The organism is Glutamicibacter protophormiae (genome assembly GCF_014647495.1).
Classification (GTDB): Bacteria; Actinomycetota; Actinomycetes; order Actinomycetales; family Micrococcaceae; genus Glutamicibacter; species Glutamicibacter protophormiae.
The window spans coordinates 120,671-138,009 of record NZ_BMPH01000001.1; the positions used below are offsets into that span (position 1 = coordinate 120,671).

Annotated in this window: 16 protein-coding genes; 15 read left to right on the forward strand and 1 reads right to left on the reverse strand. The window is 65.9% G+C overall.

From position 1 onward, the window contains the following. Positions 1 to 2: 2 nt before the first annotated feature. The 3 genes from IEY43_RS00585 to IEY43_RS00595 all read left to right on the forward strand — a co-directional run bounded on the left by IEY43_RS00585 (position 3) and on the right by IEY43_RS00595 (position 2,145). Positions 3 to 305, forward strand: coding sequence for a hypothetical protein (locus tag IEY43_RS00585; protein WP_007321360.1), 303 nt, complete (start codon positions 3 to 5; stop codon positions 303 to 305). Positions 306 to 448: 143 nt separating this feature from the next. After that, on the forward strand, positions 449 to 1,213 hold the full coding sequence (locus IEY43_RS00590) for an LLM class flavin-dependent oxidoreductase (protein ID WP_188946643.1): 765 nt from the start codon (positions 449 to 451) through the stop codon (positions 1,211 to 1,213). 284 nt (positions 1,214 to 1,497) lie between these two features. Next, positions 1,498 to 2,145: a hypothetical protein gene (locus IEY43_RS00595; RefSeq protein ID WP_188946644.1), complete on the forward strand. Its 648-nt coding sequence runs from the start codon at positions 1,498 to 1,500 to the stop codon at positions 2,143 to 2,145. Positions 2,146 to 2,285: 140 nt separating this feature from the next. Here IEY43_RS00595 and IEY43_RS00600 read toward each other — a convergent pair whose 3' ends face one another. Beyond that, positions 2,286 to 2,645: a hypothetical protein gene (locus IEY43_RS00600; protein ID WP_047119516.1), complete on the reverse strand. Its 360-nt coding sequence runs from the start codon at positions 2,643 to 2,645 to the stop codon at positions 2,286 to 2,288. A gap of 226 nt (positions 2,646 to 2,871) precedes the next feature. Here IEY43_RS00600 and IEY43_RS00605 point away from each other — a divergent pair, with 226 nt between their 5' ends. From IEY43_RS00605 to IEY43_RS00660, 12 genes are all read left to right on the forward strand, one after another. Further along, entirely contained in the window at positions 2,872 to 4,512 is a 1,641-nt protein-coding gene (locus tag IEY43_RS00605) for an ABC transporter substrate-binding protein (RefSeq protein ID WP_188946645.1), read from the forward strand. Positions 4,513 to 4,648: 136 nt separating this feature from the next. Then, positions 4,649 to 5,746: an ABC transporter permease gene (locus IEY43_RS00610; RefSeq protein ID WP_374189837.1), complete on the forward strand. Its 1,098-nt coding sequence runs from the start codon at positions 4,649 to 4,651 to the stop codon at positions 5,744 to 5,746. A 2-nt stretch (positions 5,747 to 5,748) separates the two neighbouring features. Further along, positions 5,749 to 6,726: an ABC transporter permease gene (locus tag IEY43_RS00615; protein ID WP_188946647.1), complete on the forward strand. Its 978-nt coding sequence runs from the start codon at positions 5,749 to 5,751 to the stop codon at positions 6,724 to 6,726. Beyond that, positions 6,723 to 8,411 (forward strand): dipeptide ABC transporter ATP-binding protein, encoded by a 1,689-nt coding sequence (locus IEY43_RS00620; RefSeq protein WP_188946648.1) that lies wholly within the window; start codon positions 6,723 to 6,725, stop codon positions 8,409 to 8,411. The genes IEY43_RS00615 and IEY43_RS00620 overlap by 4 nt, the downstream gene beginning before the upstream one ends. A 140-nt stretch (positions 8,412 to 8,551) precedes the next feature. Beyond that, positions 8,552 to 8,935, forward strand: coding sequence for a chorismate mutase (locus IEY43_RS00625; protein WP_188946649.1), 384 nt, complete (start codon positions 8,552 to 8,554; stop codon positions 8,933 to 8,935). Continuing rightward, the gene (locus IEY43_RS00630; protein ID WP_188946650.1) at positions 8,928 to 10,001 is read left to right on the forward strand and encodes a uroporphyrinogen decarboxylase/cobalamine-independent methonine synthase family protein; all 1,074 of its coding nucleotides are present in this window, start codon (positions 8,928 to 8,930) and stop codon (positions 9,999 to 10,001) included. The genes IEY43_RS00625 and IEY43_RS00630 overlap by 8 nt, the downstream gene beginning before the upstream one ends. 189 nt (positions 10,002 to 10,190) lie before the next feature. Further along, positions 10,191 to 10,871 (forward strand): MtrAB system response regulator MtrA, encoded by a 681-nt coding sequence (gene mtrA, locus IEY43_RS00635; RefSeq protein WP_188946651.1) that lies wholly within the window; start codon positions 10,191 to 10,193, stop codon positions 10,869 to 10,871. Then, positions 10,868 to 12,676, forward strand: coding sequence for an MtrAB system histidine kinase MtrB (mtrB, locus tag IEY43_RS00640; protein ID WP_188946652.1), 1,809 nt, complete (start codon positions 10,868 to 10,870; stop codon positions 12,674 to 12,676). The genes mtrA and mtrB overlap by 4 nt, the downstream gene beginning before the upstream one ends. After that, positions 12,676 to 14,379, forward strand: coding sequence for an LpqB family beta-propeller domain-containing protein (locus tag IEY43_RS00645; protein ID WP_188946653.1), 1,704 nt, complete (start codon positions 12,676 to 12,678; stop codon positions 14,377 to 14,379). The genes mtrB and IEY43_RS00645 overlap by 1 nt, the downstream gene beginning before the upstream one ends. A 61-nt stretch (positions 14,380 to 14,440) precedes the next feature. Continuing rightward, positions 14,441 to 15,241, forward strand: a complete 801-nt coding sequence (locus tag IEY43_RS00650) for a ComF family protein (RefSeq protein ID WP_188946654.1) — start codon at positions 14,441 to 14,443, stop codon at positions 15,239 to 15,241. A gap of 160 nt (positions 15,242 to 15,401) precedes the next feature. Continuing rightward, positions 15,402 to 16,100 (forward strand): ribosome hibernation-promoting factor, HPF/YfiA family, encoded by a 699-nt coding sequence (gene hpf, locus IEY43_RS00655; protein WP_188946655.1) that lies wholly within the window; start codon positions 15,402 to 15,404, stop codon positions 16,098 to 16,100. Between the two features lie 125 nt (positions 16,101 to 16,225). Next, positions 16,226 to 17,287 carry a winged helix-turn-helix domain-containing protein gene (locus tag IEY43_RS00660; protein ID WP_188946656.1) on the forward strand — a complete coding sequence of 354 codons (1,062 nt, stop codon included), beginning with the start codon at positions 16,226 to 16,228 and terminating at the stop codon, positions 17,285 to 17,287. Positions 17,288 to 17,339 lie beyond the last annotated feature (52 nt).

Consider the following 17,339-nt stretch of genomic DNA (forward strand, 5'->3'; position numbering starts at 1 on the left):
TCGTGGAGATCACGTTGCAGTACTTCGACGGGTGCCCGAACTGGGAGGTGCTCGACCGGCGGCTCACCGAGGCCCTCGACGGCCGATCGGACGTCCGCGTCGTGCATCAGCGAGTCGAGACTGCCGAGGACGCCGCCCGCCTCGGGTTCCACGGGTCCCCGACCGTCCTCATTGACGGCTCCGACCCCTTCGCCGACGAGCACACGCCGGTGGGGCTCGCCTGTCGAGTGTTCCGCACTCCTGCCGGGCTGGCTGGTTCGCCCACCGTCGATCAGCTGCGCGAAGTACTCGATGCGCCTCTATGAGGGTGGAGCACCGCCGGGTTGCGCGATCATCGCACCGACGCTCAGCGCAGGAAGAGCCGCCTTCATCGAAAACCAGCCAGGATTGCCGTCAACGTTGTGCTGTAGAGCGCGCCGACGCTGACAACAAGTGCTACAACCCAGGCATGCGCTACGAGAACCCGCTGTACATGGCGGAGGAAGCCGCGGTGACCGACGCCATCGCCCGCGGCCGCATGCAGCTTGGCATCAGCCGTGGTTCACCCGAGCCCGCAGCCAACGGTCAGGAGCTGTTCGGCTACACGCTGGGCGAGGGCGAGAGCTGGTCCAGCGTGACCCGCGAACGCGCAGCCACCTTCCGCGAAGCCATTGCCGGCACGCCGATTGCCCGCCCGGTGCATCCCGAGCAGCACGGCGGCCAGCTGCTGCCGATCACCCCGGTTTCCCCGGGGTTGGAAAACCGCATCTGGTGGGGCGCGGCGGGATTCGAGACCGCTGAGTGGGCCGGTCGAGAAGGCATGAACCTGCTGTCCTCGACCCTGCTGCTGGAGGACGACGGGCGTCCCTTCCACATCGCCCAGCGCGAGCAGATCCGCCGCTATCTGGATTCCTACAACGCCAGCGGGCACACCACCGGAGGGCAGACCGCGGTAACGCGCAGCGCCTTCCCGGTGATCACCGATACCGACGACTTGTACTTCGGACGCCGCGAGCGCGGAGACTCCGTCGGGCAGATCGAAGGCATGCGGGCACGCTCGGGTCCGACCTATGCGGGATCCCTGGACGAGCTGGCCGAGCTGTTCACCCGCGACGCGGCGATGTCCGAAGCCGACTACCTGCTTTTCGCCCTGCCGAACCAGCTGGGCGTTGAATACAACGAGCATGTGATGGCCAACATTACGAAGGTCGTCAAGGACATCGGCTGGAAGTAGCCGCCGTTCCGGGCCCCGGAGCACTTGGGCCCCTGGGCCTTCCGCGGATGATCCGGAAGGCCGAGGGGCCCGTTGCACATTTCGGGCGGCGATTCTCCGGAGCCACCGCGGGCGGCGGGGAAAAATGAAATGTTATGCCCCGTGGAGGAAATCTTCCGCACATACTCGCAGCGTCAAACGCTTGATGATAGCTTGTTGCCCGTATCGCCTCAGGTGAGTGCCTGATCTCCCAGGCGATGCAGGCAGATGCCACATGATGCACCGACTATCTATTGGAAGGTTTTATGCGCGCACGAAAATTGCTGTCCGTCTGGGCCGCCCTGCTGCTGGGGGTATCCCTGAGCGCTTGCAGCAACGCCGATCCGGCGCCACCGCCGGCCGAAGCAGCGGCTGGTACCGAAACGACACCTTCGGCAGGTCCTCCCGCAGACGCCGCCGGCGGCGACGTGTCGTTTCCCAGTTGTGCAGAAGTTGCAGAACTCAGCGGCGACTTGTTTAAGGGCTTGGTGTTTGCCGACGAAGCGATGACAACTGATATGGGATCCCTCGGGGAAGCGGACGTGAGCTGCATATGGGTCACGGAAGCTGCCGCGAAGCAGTCGCCAGATCTGACGAAGCATGCGACCGTGGGGCTGACATTCCAGTGGGAAGAGGAAGCACTCGAATATGAGTCCTTCGCCTCGATGGGGATGGCGTTCAGCACCCCTCAGACCGAGGAGGTCGGGGCTTTCCTGCTCAACAAGAAGGAATCCCTGGACCTTGGCGGCCCGCCAAGCCTGAGCGGCCCGCTGCTGGTCAAGGGGAAGCTGAGCATCGGAGCCTCCGGCATGGGGGCCATGGCCGGAGACGCCGTGGTTCTGGACTTCACGAACCAGGACCTGCTGGACGTCCAGGTGGAAATCCTCAAGTACATGGAAAGCCGTCAGGCCTGATCGCACGCGCTGACCGGATGGAGCCAGGAGAGAAGCGAAAAGAACCCTGCGGTGCCTGCCGTCCCTCGGGACGGCAGGCACCGCAGGGTTTTCTCGACGTTGGATTAGCAGCCAAGGGTCACGGGCCCTGCAGGCGGTGGCTAGTCCTCGTCGACGATGCCGTACATGCGCGCGGAGATATCCGGGTACTCGACCCGTGTCCGGCCGGCTTCCAATTTCGGCAGCTGGGCGGGGGAGTGATGAGAGCAGTGCACGAAGTCAAAGGTCGGCCACCATTTCTTTGGTCGTTCGTAGTCCTCGGTGCCGCATACTTCGCAGACCAGATGCACCCAGACCGGGCGCTTGCCGGTCCGGTTGGCGCGGGACTGGGCCAGCCATGCCGGCGGATTTGAATTCAGCTCGCGGAACTCGGCTTCGCTCATCTTCGAAGGGATGCCGTGCTTCTTGGCCATTTCTAGGGGGATATCCAACGCAATGGCGGCGTCTCTACGTGTCATCATCGCCTACCAGCCTAATCTACCGGTGCGCCCGCGCATCCAAGCCGGGTGGGAAACTGGACGTCAGGCACGGAAGCTGTGAGCCAAAGCATCGAAATCAGGCCCGGAAGTGAAATTTTTGCGACTTGACCCAGTGTGCTATTGGTCATAGGTGGGCTGTATCACTTAGTCTATGTGAAGCATGTGTTTTCAATCACCGCAAGCATGCTCACAGATTAAGGATCACTTCATGACTCGCAAGAAGAACGGGCTGCGACTCGCCGCGGCCGCTTTGGGAATTTCCGCCCTCGCACTGACCGGCTGCACCTCTTCCGCCTCCAATGACGGCGACGCATCGGGTGCGCCAAGCGGCGACGCATCAGGCGCGCCGATCACCTTGGGAACCACGGACAAGGTCACCTCGCTCGACCCGGCCGGCTCCTATGACAATGGTTCATTCATGGTCATGAACCAGATCTTCCCGTTCCTGCTGAACTCCGAGCCGGGCAGCCCTGAACCCTCGAACGACCTGGCCGAGTCCGCCGAGTTCACCTCGGACAAGGAATTCACCGTGAAGCTGAAGCCGGGGTTGAAGTGGGCCAACGGCAACGATCTTGACTCCAAGGACGTGAAGTTCACCTTCGACCGCCAGCTGAAGATCGCGGACCCCAACGGCCCGTCCTCGCTGCTGGGCAACGTCGAGTCCATCACCGCACCGGATGCCACTACCGTGGTCTTCAAGCTCAAGGTCGCCAACGACCAGACCTTCCCGCAGGTGCTCACCTCGCCGGTCGGCCCGATCGTGGATGACGAGGTCTTCCCGGCCGACAAGGTGATGGCCGATGAGGAAATCGTCGCAGGCAAGGCCTTCGGCGGCCAGTACGTGATCGACTCGTACAACAAGAACAGCCTGATCTCGATGTCGGCCAACGACGCCTACGCCGGCGTGCTCGGCGCACCGGCCAACAAGTCGGCCGCCATCAAGTACTACGCGGATTCGAACAACCTGAAGCTGGACGTCCAGCAGGGCAACATCGATGTCGCGTATCGTTCGCTGACCCCGACCGACGTGGAGGACTTGGGCAAGGACAGCAACCTCGTGGTCCACAAGGGCCCGGGCGGCGAGCTGCGCTACATCGTGTTCAACTTCGACACCATGCCGTACGGCGCCAAGACCGCGGACGCTGATGCCGCGAAGTCGCTGGCCGTGCGCCAGGCCGCCGCGAACCTGATCGACCGCGAGGCCATCGCCAGCGAGGTCTACAAGGGCACCTACACCCCGGCCTACTCCTACGTGCCGCAGGGCTTCACCGGCGCCATCGAGCCGTTGAAGGAGCTGTACGGCACCGACGGCAAGCCGGATGCCGCCAAGGCGAAGAAGGTCTTGGAGGATGCCGGCGTCGACATCCCGGTCAGCCTTCCGCTGCAGTACAACCCGGACCACTATGGCCCGAGCTCGGGCGACGAGTACGCCCTGGTGAAGAAGCAGCTGGAGGCCGACGGCCTGTTCAAGGTCGACCTGAAGTCCACCGAATGGGTCACCTACCAGAAGCAGCGCGTCACCGACTACCCGGCCTACCAGCTGGGCTGGTTCCCTGACTACTCGGACGCCGACAACTACCTGTCGCCGTTCTTCGCCAAGGACAACTTCCTGTCGAACAACTACGACAACCCGGCGGTCGACAAGCTGATCTCGGAGCAGCGCGGCATGGCCGACGCGGCCGAGCGCACCAAGGCCATCGAGGACCTGCAGACCATGGTCGCCAAGGACCTCTCCACCCTGCCGCTGCTGCAGGGCGCGCAGGTCGCCGTGGCGGGCAAGGACGTGCAGGGAGTCGAGAAGACCCTGGACCCGTCGTTCAAGTTCCGCTTGGGCGTTCTGAGCAAGTAAGCATCAGCGCACTGGCTTGACCTGAACCCCAGGGGGTTCGCCGCGCGGAATCCACCGGATCCCGCGCGGCGGATCCCCTAAATCTGTGCCCGGGGATCTCCCGGCGCAACGCACGTATTTTGCGATTTCCAAAGGATTGACGATGACCATCACGTCTCCACCGGGACAAGTTCCCAGCCCGCTGGCGGCACCCAAGCCAGCCAAGCAGAAGGGCGGGGGGTTCCTCCGCTACGTGATCACGCGCTTCCTGCTGATCATCCCCACCGTCTTCATCCTCATTACGGTGGTCTTCTTCCTGATGCGCGTGACCGGCGACCCGATCACCGCCGCGCTGGGCGGGCGCCTGACCCCGGACCAGCTTGCCGAACGCATCCATGAGGCCGGATACGACCGGCCGCTGTTCATCCAGTACTTCGAGTACCTGGGGCAGATCTTCACCGGCAACCTGGGCCGCACCCTGACCGACAATACCGCGGTCACCGACATCCTCACCACCTATGGCGCCGCCACTCTGGAACTGGCCATCAACGCCGTGCTCGTGGCGCTGATCGTGGGCATCCCGCTGGGCCTGGTCGCTGCCAAGTTCCGCGACCGCTACCCGGACGCCATCCTGCGCGTGCTGGCCATTCTGGCCTACGCCACCCCGGTCTTCTTCGCCGGTCTGCTGCTCAAGCTGATCTTCGGCGTCTGGCTGCACTGGCTGCCGATCGCCGGGCGCGCCGACTGGCAGACCGAACTGCAGCTGACCACGCTCCAGGCGCCGACCGGCATCTACTGGCTCGACGCACTGCGCAGCGGCAACATGGAAGCGTTCGTGAACGTCACCCAGCACGCCATCCTGCCGGCCATCGCCCTGGGCCTGCTCACCGGCGGCGTGTTCCTGCGCCTGGTGCGCACCAACGCCATCGGCACCCTGGGCCGCGAATACGTGGAGGCCGGGCGTTCGCGCGGCGTCAGCGAATTCCGGCTGACCACCAAGCACGCCTACCGTCCGGCGCTGATCCCGATCATCACCGTGATGGGCATGCAGATTGCGCTGCTGCTCGGCGGCGCGGTGCTGACCGAGACCACCTTCGAATGGAAGGGCCTGGGCTTCAAGCTGGCCGAGTACCTCACCGCCCGCGACTTCGTCGCCGTCCAGGGCATCGTGGTGCTGCTGGCGATCATCGTCGCCTTCACCAACTTCATCGTGGACATCTTGGCCGCACTGATCGACCCGAGAGTCAGGTACTAACCATGGGCACCGCTACTCTTCCCGCATCCAACAAGTCCTGGGTGGACAAGCTCCCGATCATCTCCCACCTGAAGATGTCCTCCGGGCTCCAGCGCGGCATGCTGATCAGCGGGCTGGCCCTCACCGGCCTGTTCCTCATCGCCGCGATCTTCGCGCCGCTGATCGCCCCGTTCGACTTCGCCCAGTCCGGCAACGCCAACGGCGACTTCCCGCGCCAGGCCGCCCCGGGCGGGGACTTCATCTGGGGCACCACCTCCGGCGGCTACGACGTGTTCTCCCGCACCATCTTCGGCGCGCAGACCGCGATCTTCGTGATCATCGCCGCCGTGGTGATGTCGTTGTTCCTCGGCGTGCTGCTGGGCCTGGTCTCCGGCTACCTCGGCGGCTGGTTCGACCGCATCGCGGTGATGCTCTCCGACGCCATCTATGCCTTCCCGTCGCTGCTGCTGGCCATCGTGATGTCCATCGTGATCTCGCAGGGTCAGTCAAAGGTGTTCGGCGGCGTCATGGCCGCGGCCATCTCCATCACCGTGGTGTTCATCCCGCAGTACTTCCGCGTGGTGCGCGCCGAGGTGATGCGCCTGAAGGCCGAGCCGTTCGTGGAATCCGCGCAGGTCATCGGCGCCAGCCCGTGGCGGGTCATGTTCACCCACCTGCTGCGCAACGCCACCCGCACGCTGCCGCTGATCTTCACGCTGAACGCCACCGAGGCGCTGCTGACGCTGGCGGGCCTGGGCTTCCTGGGCTTCGGCATCGAACCGACCAGCGCGTCGGAATGGGGTTACGACCTGAACCGCGCGATGTCGGACGCCACCAGCGGCATCTGGTGGACCGGCCTGTTCCCGGGCCTGGCCATCGTGGTCACCGTGCTGGGCATGACCCTGGTCGGCGAATCCATGAATGATTTGAACGACCCGCGCCTGCGCCGCTTCAGCCGCAAGAAGGCCAAGCGCATCACCGAGGCAGGAGTCGGAGCATGAGCCACGCAGCGCCAACCATCACCGAAGACCGCGACGCAGTACTGCGCGTCGAGGGCTTGAACATTGACTTCGTCACCGACGCAGGTGCGGTTCCCGCCGTGCGCGGCGTGGACTTCACGGTCAAGGCCGGGGAAATCCTTGCCATCGTCGGCGAATCCGGATCCGGCAAGTCCGTGACAGCGCGCACCGCGCTGGGCATCATGGCGGAGAACGGAGCCGCCAGCGGAGCCGTGTACCTCAACGGCAAGGACATGCTGACCCTGCACGGGGCGGACCTGCGCGCCGCCCGCGGCCGGGACGTCGCCATGGTCTTCCAGGAACCCTCCACCGCGTTGAACCCGGTCTACACCGTGGGCTGGCAGATCATGGAGGGCATCCGCGCCCACAACAAGATCTCCAAGAAGGAAGCCAAGGCGCGCGCCATCGAGGCCATGCGCCAAGTCGGCATCCCGGACCCCGAGCAGCGGGTGGACTACTACCCGCACCAGTTCTCCGGCGGCCAGAAGCAGCGTGTGGTGATCGCCGCCGCGCTGGCGCTGAAGCCCGGGCTGATCGTGGCCGACGAGCCGACCACTGCGCTGGACGTCACCGTGCAGGCGGAAATCCTGGCCCTGCTGCGCGAGCTGCGCAACGAGCTGGGCACCGCGATCGTGATCATCACCCACAACATGGGGGTGGTCGCCGACATCGCGGACCGGGTGATCGTGATGAACCAGGGAAAGATCGTGGAGGAGGCTCCGGCGCTGACCCTCTTCGAGACCCCGCAGGAGGACTACACCCGAGCGCTGCTGGCCGCCGTTCCGCACCTGGGCCGCGAAAGCGCTTCCGAGGGCATGACCGAACGCCCGGTCGCCGGCGCCGAGGTGCTGGTCGAGGCCAAGGACCTGGTGGTCCACTTCCCGGGACGCTTCGGCGCCCCCGGCTTCACCGCCGTGGACAAAGTCGATCTGAAGATCCACGCCGGGGAAGTCTACGGCCTGGTCGGCGAATCCGGCTCCGGCAAGACCACCATCGGGCGCACCATCGCCGGCCTGAACCGGATGACCTCCGGATCGCTGAAGGTGCTGGGCTACGAAATGGCGGACTTCAAGGAACGCAGCTTCAAGCCGCTGCGCGAGCAGATCGGCTTCGTGTTCCAGGACCCGGCCGCCAGCTTCAACCCGCACCTGACCATCGGCGAATGCGTCGCCGAACCGCTGACGGTGCACCGCGAACTGGGCGCCTCCGCCACCCGCGCCAAGGTCGCCCAGCTGCTGGAAGCGGTGCAGCTGCCCTCGGGCTTCGCCAACCGCTACCCGCATGAGCTCTCCGGCGGCCAGCGCCAGCGCGCCTCGCTGGCCCGCGCCCTGGCGCTGGAGCCCAAGCTGCTGATCGCCGACGAGCCGACCAGCGCGCTGGACGTGTCGGTGCAGGCCAAGGTGCTGGAGCTGTTCCGCGAGCTGCAGACCGAGCTGGGCTTCGCAGCCCTGTTCGTCTCCCACGACCTGGCGGTCGTGGACCAGCTGGCCACCTGGGTCGGCGTGCTGTTCCGCGGGACGCTGCTGGAGGAGGGGCTGGGCTCGCAGGTACTGGCCAACCCGCGCAACGACTACACCCAGCGGCTGATTGCCTCGCTGCCGGTTCCCGACCCGCGCGAGCAGGCCCAGCGCCGCGCCCGCATCGAGGAGCTGAACGCCAGGGGCTGAGCCCTGCCCCGCCCCGCCGCATCCGTCCGCGCAGCGCACTTCCCCGCCGGGGAGCGTGCCCTGCGCGGACGTTTCGCGTTCCACGGTGTCCGGCGTCACCTTCTGGGTGAAGCGTCCGGTGACCACGTAAACTACAAACCATGAGCGAGCCGAACCTGACCGAAGAGAAGAACGCCTTCGACCCGCACGCGAGTTCCCTGCAGGGCGAAGTCCAGCAGGAGGTGCTCGATGAGCTGTATGCGATCCGCGGGAGCATCGACAACTTCGACGCCCAGCTGGTCTACCTGCTGGCCGAACGCTTCAAGGCAACCCAGCGCGTGGGACACCTGAAGGCCACGCACCAGCTGCCCGCCAGCGACCCCAATCGGGAGAAGGCCCAGATCGAACGCCTGCGCCGGCTGGCCCACGAGGCCCACCTGGATCCGGAATTCGCCGAGAAGTTCATGAATTTCATCATTTCCGAGGTCATCCGCCACCACCAGCACATTTCGAACAACCATCGGGGACCCGGCATCGATGCCTGAAGCGCAGGACCTTTCGGGCGTCCCGGCACGCCGGGAGGATGTGCACGTCACCTCCTTCTGCCAGTTTCCGGGCGCCGATCCGCTGGAAATCCACCGCGTCATCCGCGGGGAGCTGGGCGAGCCGAACCTCGCCGTGCTGCCGCAGCTGCCGGACCGCGGGGTCGGGGCCGACGCCCTGGGCCGCAGCGCCACCATGGTCGCGGACCTCGGCTTCGACCTCCAGCCACACGGCTGGCGCATCGGGGTGCCCGACGGGCTGGACGCCCGGCGGGCCCGCAGCCTGCTGCGCAGCGACGAAAACCTGCTGGCTGACGTGGCCGGGGCCGAAAAGAAACGGCCTTCCAGGCTGCTGCTGGGGGTGCTTGGCCCTTGGAGCCTGGCCGCCAGCCTGCACCTGACGGGTGGAGAAAAGGTGCTCTCCGACCACGGGGCCCGGCGCGACGTCATCGAAGCCTACGCGCACGGGGTGCGCGAGCACCTGGCGCGGATTACCCGCGCCACCGGCATCACCGGGTTCACCCTGCAGCTCGACGAGCCGCAGCTTCCCGCCGCGCTGGACGGCGCCCTGCCCACCGCCAGCGGCTACCGCACCCTGCGCTCCATTCCGCGCAGCGAGGTGCGCACCAGCTACGCCGACTTCCTGTCGGTGCTGTCCGATGGGAAGGAGCCGTCGGCACTGCGCGTGGCGGTCAACCTGCCCGCGGCGGACGCCTCGTGGATCGAAAGGGTCGACCTGCTGCACCAGGCGGGCATCGATGGATGGCTGCTGGATCCGGCGGCGATGGGCCCCCGGCAGTGGGAACGCGCCGCGGGCCTGGTCGAGTCGGAAGCGCAGCTGTTCCTGCAGCTGCTGCAACCAGCAGGCCGTGCCCCGGGCATCGTGCAGGGTGTGAAAACCATCCTGAGACCCTGGCGGCAGCTGGGCCTGCCGCTGTCGCGCCTTTCGGCGCTGACGCTCATGCCCGCCGGATCCTTCGCCTCCAGCAGCGCCGCCGAGGTCGTGGAGTGCCTGGGGCGCCTGACCGGCTACGCCCAGGCCCTGGAACAGACCCGGGTGGACGCCTAGCCGGTGATCTGCCCCAAAGGCAGGGCTTTGCGCCAGTCAACGGGCTAAATCAGGGGCTGGTCATGTATCTTAGAAACAATGGCGGTAGCTTAGTTACCCACAGGCGACCAGCCGATTGAGCAGGCCCTGCGGGCCTGCCTCTGCCGGCGGGCCGCCTGCGGCTGTCCTAGCATTTCAGGGGGAAATTGGATGAAGGCTCGAATTCTTGTCGTCGACGATGACGAGGCGCTGTCGGAAATGATCGGCATCGTCCTGCAGAACGACGGCTTCGAGGCCTCTTTCTGCTATGACGGCTCCGGGGCGCTGGAAGCTTTCCGCGAGTCCAATCCCGACCTGGTGCTGCTCGACCTGATGCTCCCGGGCATCGACGGGATCGAGGTCTGCAAGCAGATCCGCGCCGAATCCGATGTCCCGGTGGTCATGCTCACAGCCAAGTCGGACACCGCCGACGTGGTCCGAGGCCTGGAATCCGGCGCCGACGACTACGTCCCGAAGCCCTTCAAGCCGGCCGAGCTGGTGGCCCGCGTGCGCGCCCGGCTGCGCCCGAACGAAACCCACGCGGCCGAGACCCTGCAGGTCGGCGAGGTCACCATCGACGTGGCCGGCCACCGGGTGACCCGCAGCGGCACCGTGGTGTCGCTGACCCCGCTGGAATTCGACCTGCTGGTCACCATGGCGCGCAAACCATGGCAGGTCTTCAGCCGCGAGCAGCTGCTCGAAGCGGTCTGGGGCTACCGGCACGCGGCCGACACCCGGCTGGTGAACGTGCACGTGCAGCGGCTGCGCTCGAAGATCGAGGTCGACCCGGAGAAACCGCAGATCATCCAGACCGTGCGCGGTGTCGGATACAAGGCTGGATCGGAAAGTTGAACACGCACGCGCCGACCGGAAAAGAACTTGTCCCGGTCGATGTGCGTGTCCATGAGATACCCCAGGCCCCGCGTTTCTACCGGCTGAAGCACTGGATCCGCCGCCCGGTCGAGGCGGTGCGCAACCGTTGGCAGCGCCACCTGCTGTACCGCACGGTGATCTCCACGCTGCTGTTCACCTCGCTGGCGCTGCTGGCGGCCGGGGCGTTCCTCTCCAACCAGATCGCCTCCACGCTGTTCCAGGAACGCTTCAACCAGATCGAGAAGGAATCCGAGCGCGGTCTCACGCAGGCGCGCTCGATCCTCGAATCCGCCGCGACCACCGACCGCGCCTCCACCCAGGCCCTGGTGAACTCCACCCTGGCCACCTTGGAAGGCGACGGCGCCACCGTCATCCGCGACTTCGTGCTGATGCCCATCGCCGGGGACGAGAACCTCTACGTCGGCCCCATGGCTTCCGGCTCGCTGACCACCCGGGTGGTGCCCGCGGACCTGGCCGAAAGCGTGGCGGGGGAGCAGGGCATTTTCTGGCGTTCCATCGAGCTGGGCGTCGAGGGAGAGCAGTACCCCGGGCTAATCATCGGCACCAAGGTGCTGATCCCGCCGGGCCGCGAATACGGCCTCTATTTGGTCTACGACCTGTCCAGCGTGCAGGACACCCTGGCGTTCATCAACCGCGCCATGACTTTCACCGGCCTCGTGCTGCTGGCCGTGGTCGGCTTCGTCGCCTGGTCCGTGGCCCGCACCGTGGTGCGCCCCGTTGCCGATGCCGCCTATGTTTCCGAACGCATCGCCGCCGGCGACCTGGACCGCCGCATGAAGGTTTCCGGCCGCGACGAAGTCGCCCGGCTGGGCACCGCCTTCAACCACATGGCCGCCTCGCTGCAGGAGCAGATCACCGCCCTGAACAACCTTTCGGCCATGCAGCAGCGCTTCGTCTCCGACGTGTCGCATGAACTGCGCACCCCTCTGACCACGGTGCGCATGGCCGCGGAGCTGATCCACGACGCCCGCGAGAACTTCGACCCGCTGACCGCGCGCTCCGCCGAGCTGATGTACAACCAGATCGAACGCTTCCAAATCCTGCTCAACGATCTGCTGGAAGTCTCCCGATTCGACGCCGGCGTGGCAGTGCTGGACCGCGAATCCACGGACCTCAACGTGATCGTGGGCAAGGTCATCGTCACCGCCACCCCGGTGGCCGACGAGTACGGTTCCATCATCCGGCTGAATTCCCCGTCCGAAGGCTGCGTGGCGGAAGTCGACCCGCGCCGCCTGGAGCGCGTGATGCGCAACCTGGTGCTCAACGCCGTGGAGCACGGCGAGGCGCAGCCTATCGACGTGACCATCGGCGCCAACGACTCCGCCGTGGCCGTCACCGTGCGCGATTACGGCATCGGGATGTCCGAGGAATCCTGCAAGCACGTCTTCGACCGATTCTGGCGTGCCGACCCGGCCCGCGCCCGCACCACCGGCGGCTCCGGGTTGGGCCTGTCCATCGCCATGGAGGACATCAGGCTGCACGACGGCCGGCTGGAGGCCTGGGGCGAACCGGGGGTAGGATCGGTCTTCCGCATCACCCTGCCACGCACCGCCAGCGACACCATCGACTCCTCGCCGCTGCCGCTGGAACCGGCCGCCGCGCAGACCCTGGACGAGCCGCAGGGGGACAGCTTCCCGCTGACCGGCGAAGTGCCCAAGATCGGATTCACCCCGCTGGTGCTGCCCGAGGACGACGAGCCGGGCGATGACGATGTCGTCGATCCCAGCGCGCCGATTCCGCCCGCCTCGTCGGAGGAGAAGTAATGCGACGCACGTTGATTCCGCTGCTGGCCATGCTGCTGGGACTGGTGCTTGCCGCCACCGGCTGCGCCTCCATTCCGCGCTCCTCCCCGGTCAATCAGATCGAGGTGGACGCCGTGGACGCCGGCGCCGAGCCCTACAGCTACGCCGCGGATGGGCCCGTCGACGGCGCGGACGCCAGGTCGATCGTGGACGGCTTCGTGGCCGCTGGCCGTTCGATGGCCGAGGACTACGCGGTGGCCCGCGAATTCCTCACTCCGGAGCTGAGCCAGCAGTGGCGCGGCGACACCAGCACGCTGATCTACGAAGCAGTCAACGTGGTCAATGGCGCCGACACCAACCAGTACACGATCCAGCTGGAGATCATCGGCGCGGTGGATGCCCAGGGTGTGCGGACCGTCTACCCGGACCACTCGACCCGCGCGGTGGACGTGGTGGTCTCCAAGATCGAGGACCAGTGGAGGATCTCCGATGCGCCCAACGGGGTGATGCTCGAAGCCTCCACCTTCAACAAGATCTTCTCCGCGCAGACGCTGTACTTCTACAACGCCACCTTCCGCTATCTCGTGCCCGATGTCCGTTGGTTCCCCACGGGCAGCGGCACTGCCACCTCCATGGTCCAAGCGTTGCTGGCCGGACCCGCGCCGTATCTGGAAAACGCGGTGGTCTCCGCCTTCAGCTCCGCCGGATCCCTGGTGCGCTCCGCGGTGCCGGTGCGCGACGGCACCGCGACCATCGACCTGAGCAGGGCGACCTTCCAGGACGCCACCGACCAGATGCTGCTGCTCATGGACCAGCAGCTGGAGGCCACGTTGATCCCGCTGAACAACGTGACCAACGTGAAGATGCTTCAGAATGAAAACGACATCACCCTGGCGGACCAGAGCACCACCATCGAGCCGGCGCTGGTGAACCCCAGCACCCCGGACACGCTGATCGGTATTGCCGACAAGTCGCTGGTGTACGTCAAGGGCCGCTCGATCATCCCGGTGGGAGGGCTGCCGGAGATCTCCCGCTACAACCCGCGCGAACCGGCCATGTCGCCCATCGGCAACCGCTACGCCTTCCTGAACGGTTCGCGCAAGCAGCTGTGGACCATCGGCGAGGACGGGGCGCTGGATCTCGGCTTGGAAGGCGAGTCCCTGATCCAGCCGTCTATGGACCTTGCCGGCTGGACCTGGACCGCTGACAACCATGACGAGAACCCGCTGCGCGCGGTGCCGGACGATATTGCCGGCAAGGGGGAAGCCCGCACCATCAGCGTGCCCTGGCTGGAAGGTTCCACGGTCAGCTCGCTGCGCATTTCCCGTGACGGGGCCCGTGCGCTGATCGTGGCCACGAAGGACTCCACCACGACCGTGTACGTCTCCGGAGTGATCCGCGATTCCGACGGTGTACCGCGCGGGCTGAACAAGACGCCGATGAAGATCTACCCAGCTGTTCCGGTCGACACCGCGGTCTGGGAGTCGGACCGCTCGATCATCGTCGCCGACCTGAGCCTCACCGAACCGGTGCTGGCAGAGCAGATCACCTTCCAAGGCGGAAACAGGCACCTGCAGGTCCTGCTGGGCATGGTGGGAATCGCCGCCGGCACGGGAGACCAGCGGGAAGTCTACGCAGAATCCCAGGACCAGTTGTTCACCCTGGTGGGCAACTCCTGGCATGTGCTGGACGACTTTGCCAAGGACATCTCCTACCCGGGGTAGCGGTATCCACACCCGGCGCCCCGCTGCGACCGCCGGGCCCTTCGGCCGGCCACCATGGAGCATGGGCTCCAACGACCGGGAATTCCTGCGGGATCTGGACCAGCTGTACGGACAGAAGACCCCGCAATGGCTTCGCTTTGCGCTGCGCGAGACCGTGAACTTCTTGCTGCCGGCCAGTTGCGCCGTTTGCGGCCGGGCTGATGACCGGCTGTGCACGGAATGTCGCAGTGCGGTGCGCCACCAGCTCGGCCTGCCTCCGTTGCCCGCAAGACTAAGCCGCTACCTGGAACTGCCGGCGCTGGCCGGGCAGATCCCCGTGGCCGCCTGCGGGATCTACGGCAATGAGCTGGCCCGGGCCATCCTCGCCTACAAGGACCACCAGCGGTACTTCCTGAAGAACCTGTTCGCCCCCTATCTTGCGGCCGCGCTGAACGCCGCGCTGGTCCCGCAGACCAGCGTCCGGCGCACGCTGATCGTGCCCATGCCCACCTCGCTGAAGGCGGTGGCGCGCAGGGGCTACCGGCCGGTGGAATCCATGCTCCAGTCGGCCGAGCGCCTCGGACTGCTCGACGCCGGGCTGGAGCTTTCCCCGGTGCTGCACTACCGGCTCGGCCAGGTGTTCAGCGGCGCCCAGAAGAGCAAGTCAGGGGCCGACCGGCGCGGGCGGCGCGTGCAGTTGATTGCCGAGATCCCGCGTGTTCGCCAACAGCCGATCCTGCTTGTCGATGACGTGATGACCACCGGCGCGACCCTGCAAAATGCCGCAGTTACCTGTAATAACGCGGGATTTGAGGTGCTCGGGGCGGTGGTCCTTGCGCTGACCAGGCCGCCGGGCGAGGAAGAGCCGGGGCAATTACGCTGACCGCGATAGGAAATGTGCGCGTTCTGTACTTGAATCTGGGGCGTGGTGGCCTAAGGTGAAGTATGGGTTGCATCACATGGATGCAGCGAAGCCCATCTTCAGTTCGAAGCGACGAAACTTTCGAACTGTTGTGTCACCCGACTCTATTTTGGAGGACACCATGGAGCTGAACTACAGCGGACGCAACATCACCATCTCGGATCGCTTCCGGGAGTACGTTGACGAGAAAATCACCAAGGTCGACCAGCTGGCAACCAAAGTCCAGCGCATTGACGTCAAGGTCGTCAAGGAAACTCACGCCCGCAACCAGAGCACTGCACTCTCCGTGGAACTGACGGTTGTCGGTCGAGGACCGGCCATCCGTGCAGAAGCCCGTGGCGCCGACAAGTTCGCAGCCTTCGATGTCGCCTTCGCCAAACTGCTTGAGCGTCTGCGCAAGGCCCGCGACAAGCGCAAGGTGCATCGCGGAAACCATGCCCCGGTGGCAGTCCACGAGGCCACAAGCGCGCTGCCAGTGGTACCTACCGACAAGTCTCTGGTCGAGGAAACCCTTGCAGCCCAAGCCGCCGCCGAGGCGGCCGAGGCCGAAGAGAACGCCGAATACTCGCCGGTCGTGATCCGTCGCAAGTCCTTCCCGGCCGAAGTCATGAGCGTCGATGACGCCGTTGACCGTATGGAGCTGGTGGGGCACCCGTTCTACCTGTTCATTGATGAAGCTACCGGAGAGCACGCCGTGGTCTACGGACGCACCCAGTACCAGTACGGAGTCATCACCCTGGATGCTTCGCTCAGCGCCGAGTCCGAGTCGACCGTCGAGACCCGCGGGTACCGCGACAAGGCAATGGCAACCGAGGGTTAGTCATTAGCGATCCAGCAAGCAAGGGCGGTCAGCGCACCCTGAGCCTGTCACAGGCTCGACGGGTTGCGCTGGCCGCCCAAGGCTTATCCCGGGCCCGCCCGGACAAGCCGGTGACCCTGCGGCGGATGAACTCGACGCTGGAAGCCATTGCGCAGCTGCAGATCGATTCGATCAACGTGGTACGGCGCGCCCACTACATGCCGCTCTTCGCGCGGCTTGGCGCCTATGACACCGGGGCCCTGGATGCGCTGGTGGCCCGCCGGCGCGGGCCCATGACCGAATACTGGGCGCACGAAGCCAGCTACGTCCGCAGCGAGCTCGTCGCGGACCTGATCACCTGGCAGCGGCGCGGTTGGGTCGACCGTTCTGATCTGTTCACCGGAAAACACCATGAGCTGACCGAGAGTGTATTGTCATATCTCGCCGCGCATCCGGGGACTACCGCCCGTGAACTCAGCACGGCCTTGGACGTGCAGCCGGTCGGGGAGAAGCAGCACTGGGGCTGGAACTGGAACGACACGAAGTTCGTCACCGAGGCGCTATTCGCCCAGGGCAGGATCCTTGCGCTGGGTCGCAGCAGCCAGTTCGAACGCCGCTTCGCACTGGCCGAGGACGTGATCGACATGCCGCCGAGGCAAGACGCGCAGGACAGGGAACCCGCACTGCGCCGGCTGGTGCTGCGGGCGCTGCGCGCACTGGGCGTGGGTACCTCCCACTGCATTGCCGAGTATTTTCGACTGCCCTCGACCCAGGTTGCCGCCTTGCTGCGCGTACTCGTCGATGAGCGATTGGTGGAGCAGGTGGAGGTCGCCGGCCTTGCAGGGAGTTGCTACCGGCTTCCCGGCGCAGTGATCCCGCGCAGCATCGAGCCTGATCTTCGACTGCTTTCGCCCTTCGACTCCATGGTTTTCAACCGGCGCAGGCTGGAACGGTTCTTCGGGTTCGAGTACCGGGTGGAAATCTACGTCCCGCAGGCCAAGCGGCGCTACGGGTACTACGTGTTCCCGATGCTGCACGGCGAGGAATTCGTAGGTCGGGTGGACCTGAAAGCCGACCGGCGCAACGGGGTGCTGCAGGCCAAGGCGGTGCATTTCGAGCCCGGTGTTTCCCCGGAAGTTTCCGGCGCGCTGGACCGCGAGCTGGGGCGGATGGCGCAGTGGCTCGGGCTGGGCAGGGTTGAACGTTGACTGTGAACTGCCTGTTCGGTCCATTGCCGTTCACCACAAGAACACCGCAGAG

Excerpts from the sequence above, each read along its gene's own strand:
- IEY43_RS00590 (WP_188946643.1), top strand. The coding sequence starts at position 449 with ATGCGCTACGAGAACCCGCTGTACATGGCGGAGGAAGCCGCGGTGACC.
- IEY43_RS00605 (WP_188946645.1), top strand. The coding sequence starts at position 2,872 with ATGACTCGCAAGAAGAACGGGCTGCGACTCGCCGCGGCCGCTTTGGGA.
- IEY43_RS00625 (WP_188946649.1), top strand. The coding sequence starts at position 8,552 with ATGAGCGAGCCGAACCTGACCGAAGAGAAGAACGCCTTCGACCCGCAC.
- hpf (WP_188946655.1), top strand. The coding sequence starts at position 15,402 with ATGGAGCTGAACTACAGCGGACGCAACATCACCATCTCGGATCGCTTC.
- IEY43_RS00615 (WP_188946647.1), top strand. The coding sequence starts at position 5,749 with ATGGGCACCGCTACTCTTCCCGCATCCAACAAGTCCTGGGTGGACAAG.
- IEY43_RS00660 (WP_188946656.1), top strand. The coding sequence starts at position 16,226 with ATGAACTCGACGCTGGAAGCCATTGCGCAGCTGCAGATCGATTCGATC.
- IEY43_RS00600 (WP_047119516.1), bottom strand. The coding sequence starts at position 2,645 with ATGATGACACGTAGAGACGCCGCCATTGCGTTGGATATCCCCCTAGAA.
- mtrA (WP_188946651.1), top strand. The coding sequence starts at position 10,191 with ATGAAGGCTCGAATTCTTGTCGTCGACGATGACGAGGCGCTGTCGGAA.
- IEY43_RS00595 (WP_188946644.1), top strand. The coding sequence starts at position 1,498 with ATGCGCGCACGAAAATTGCTGTCCGTCTGGGCCGCCCTGCTGCTGGGG.
- IEY43_RS00620 (WP_188946648.1), top strand. The coding sequence starts at position 6,723 with ATGAGCCACGCAGCGCCAACCATCACCGAAGACCGCGACGCAGTACTG.
- IEY43_RS00645 (WP_188946653.1), top strand. The coding sequence starts at position 12,676 with ATGCGACGCACGTTGATTCCGCTGCTGGCCATGCTGCTGGGACTGGTG.
- IEY43_RS00650 (WP_188946654.1), top strand. The coding sequence starts at position 14,441 with ATGGGCTCCAACGACCGGGAATTCCTGCGGGATCTGGACCAGCTGTAC.
- IEY43_RS00630 (WP_188946650.1), top strand. The coding sequence starts at position 8,928 with ATGCCTGAAGCGCAGGACCTTTCGGGCGTCCCGGCACGCCGGGAGGAT.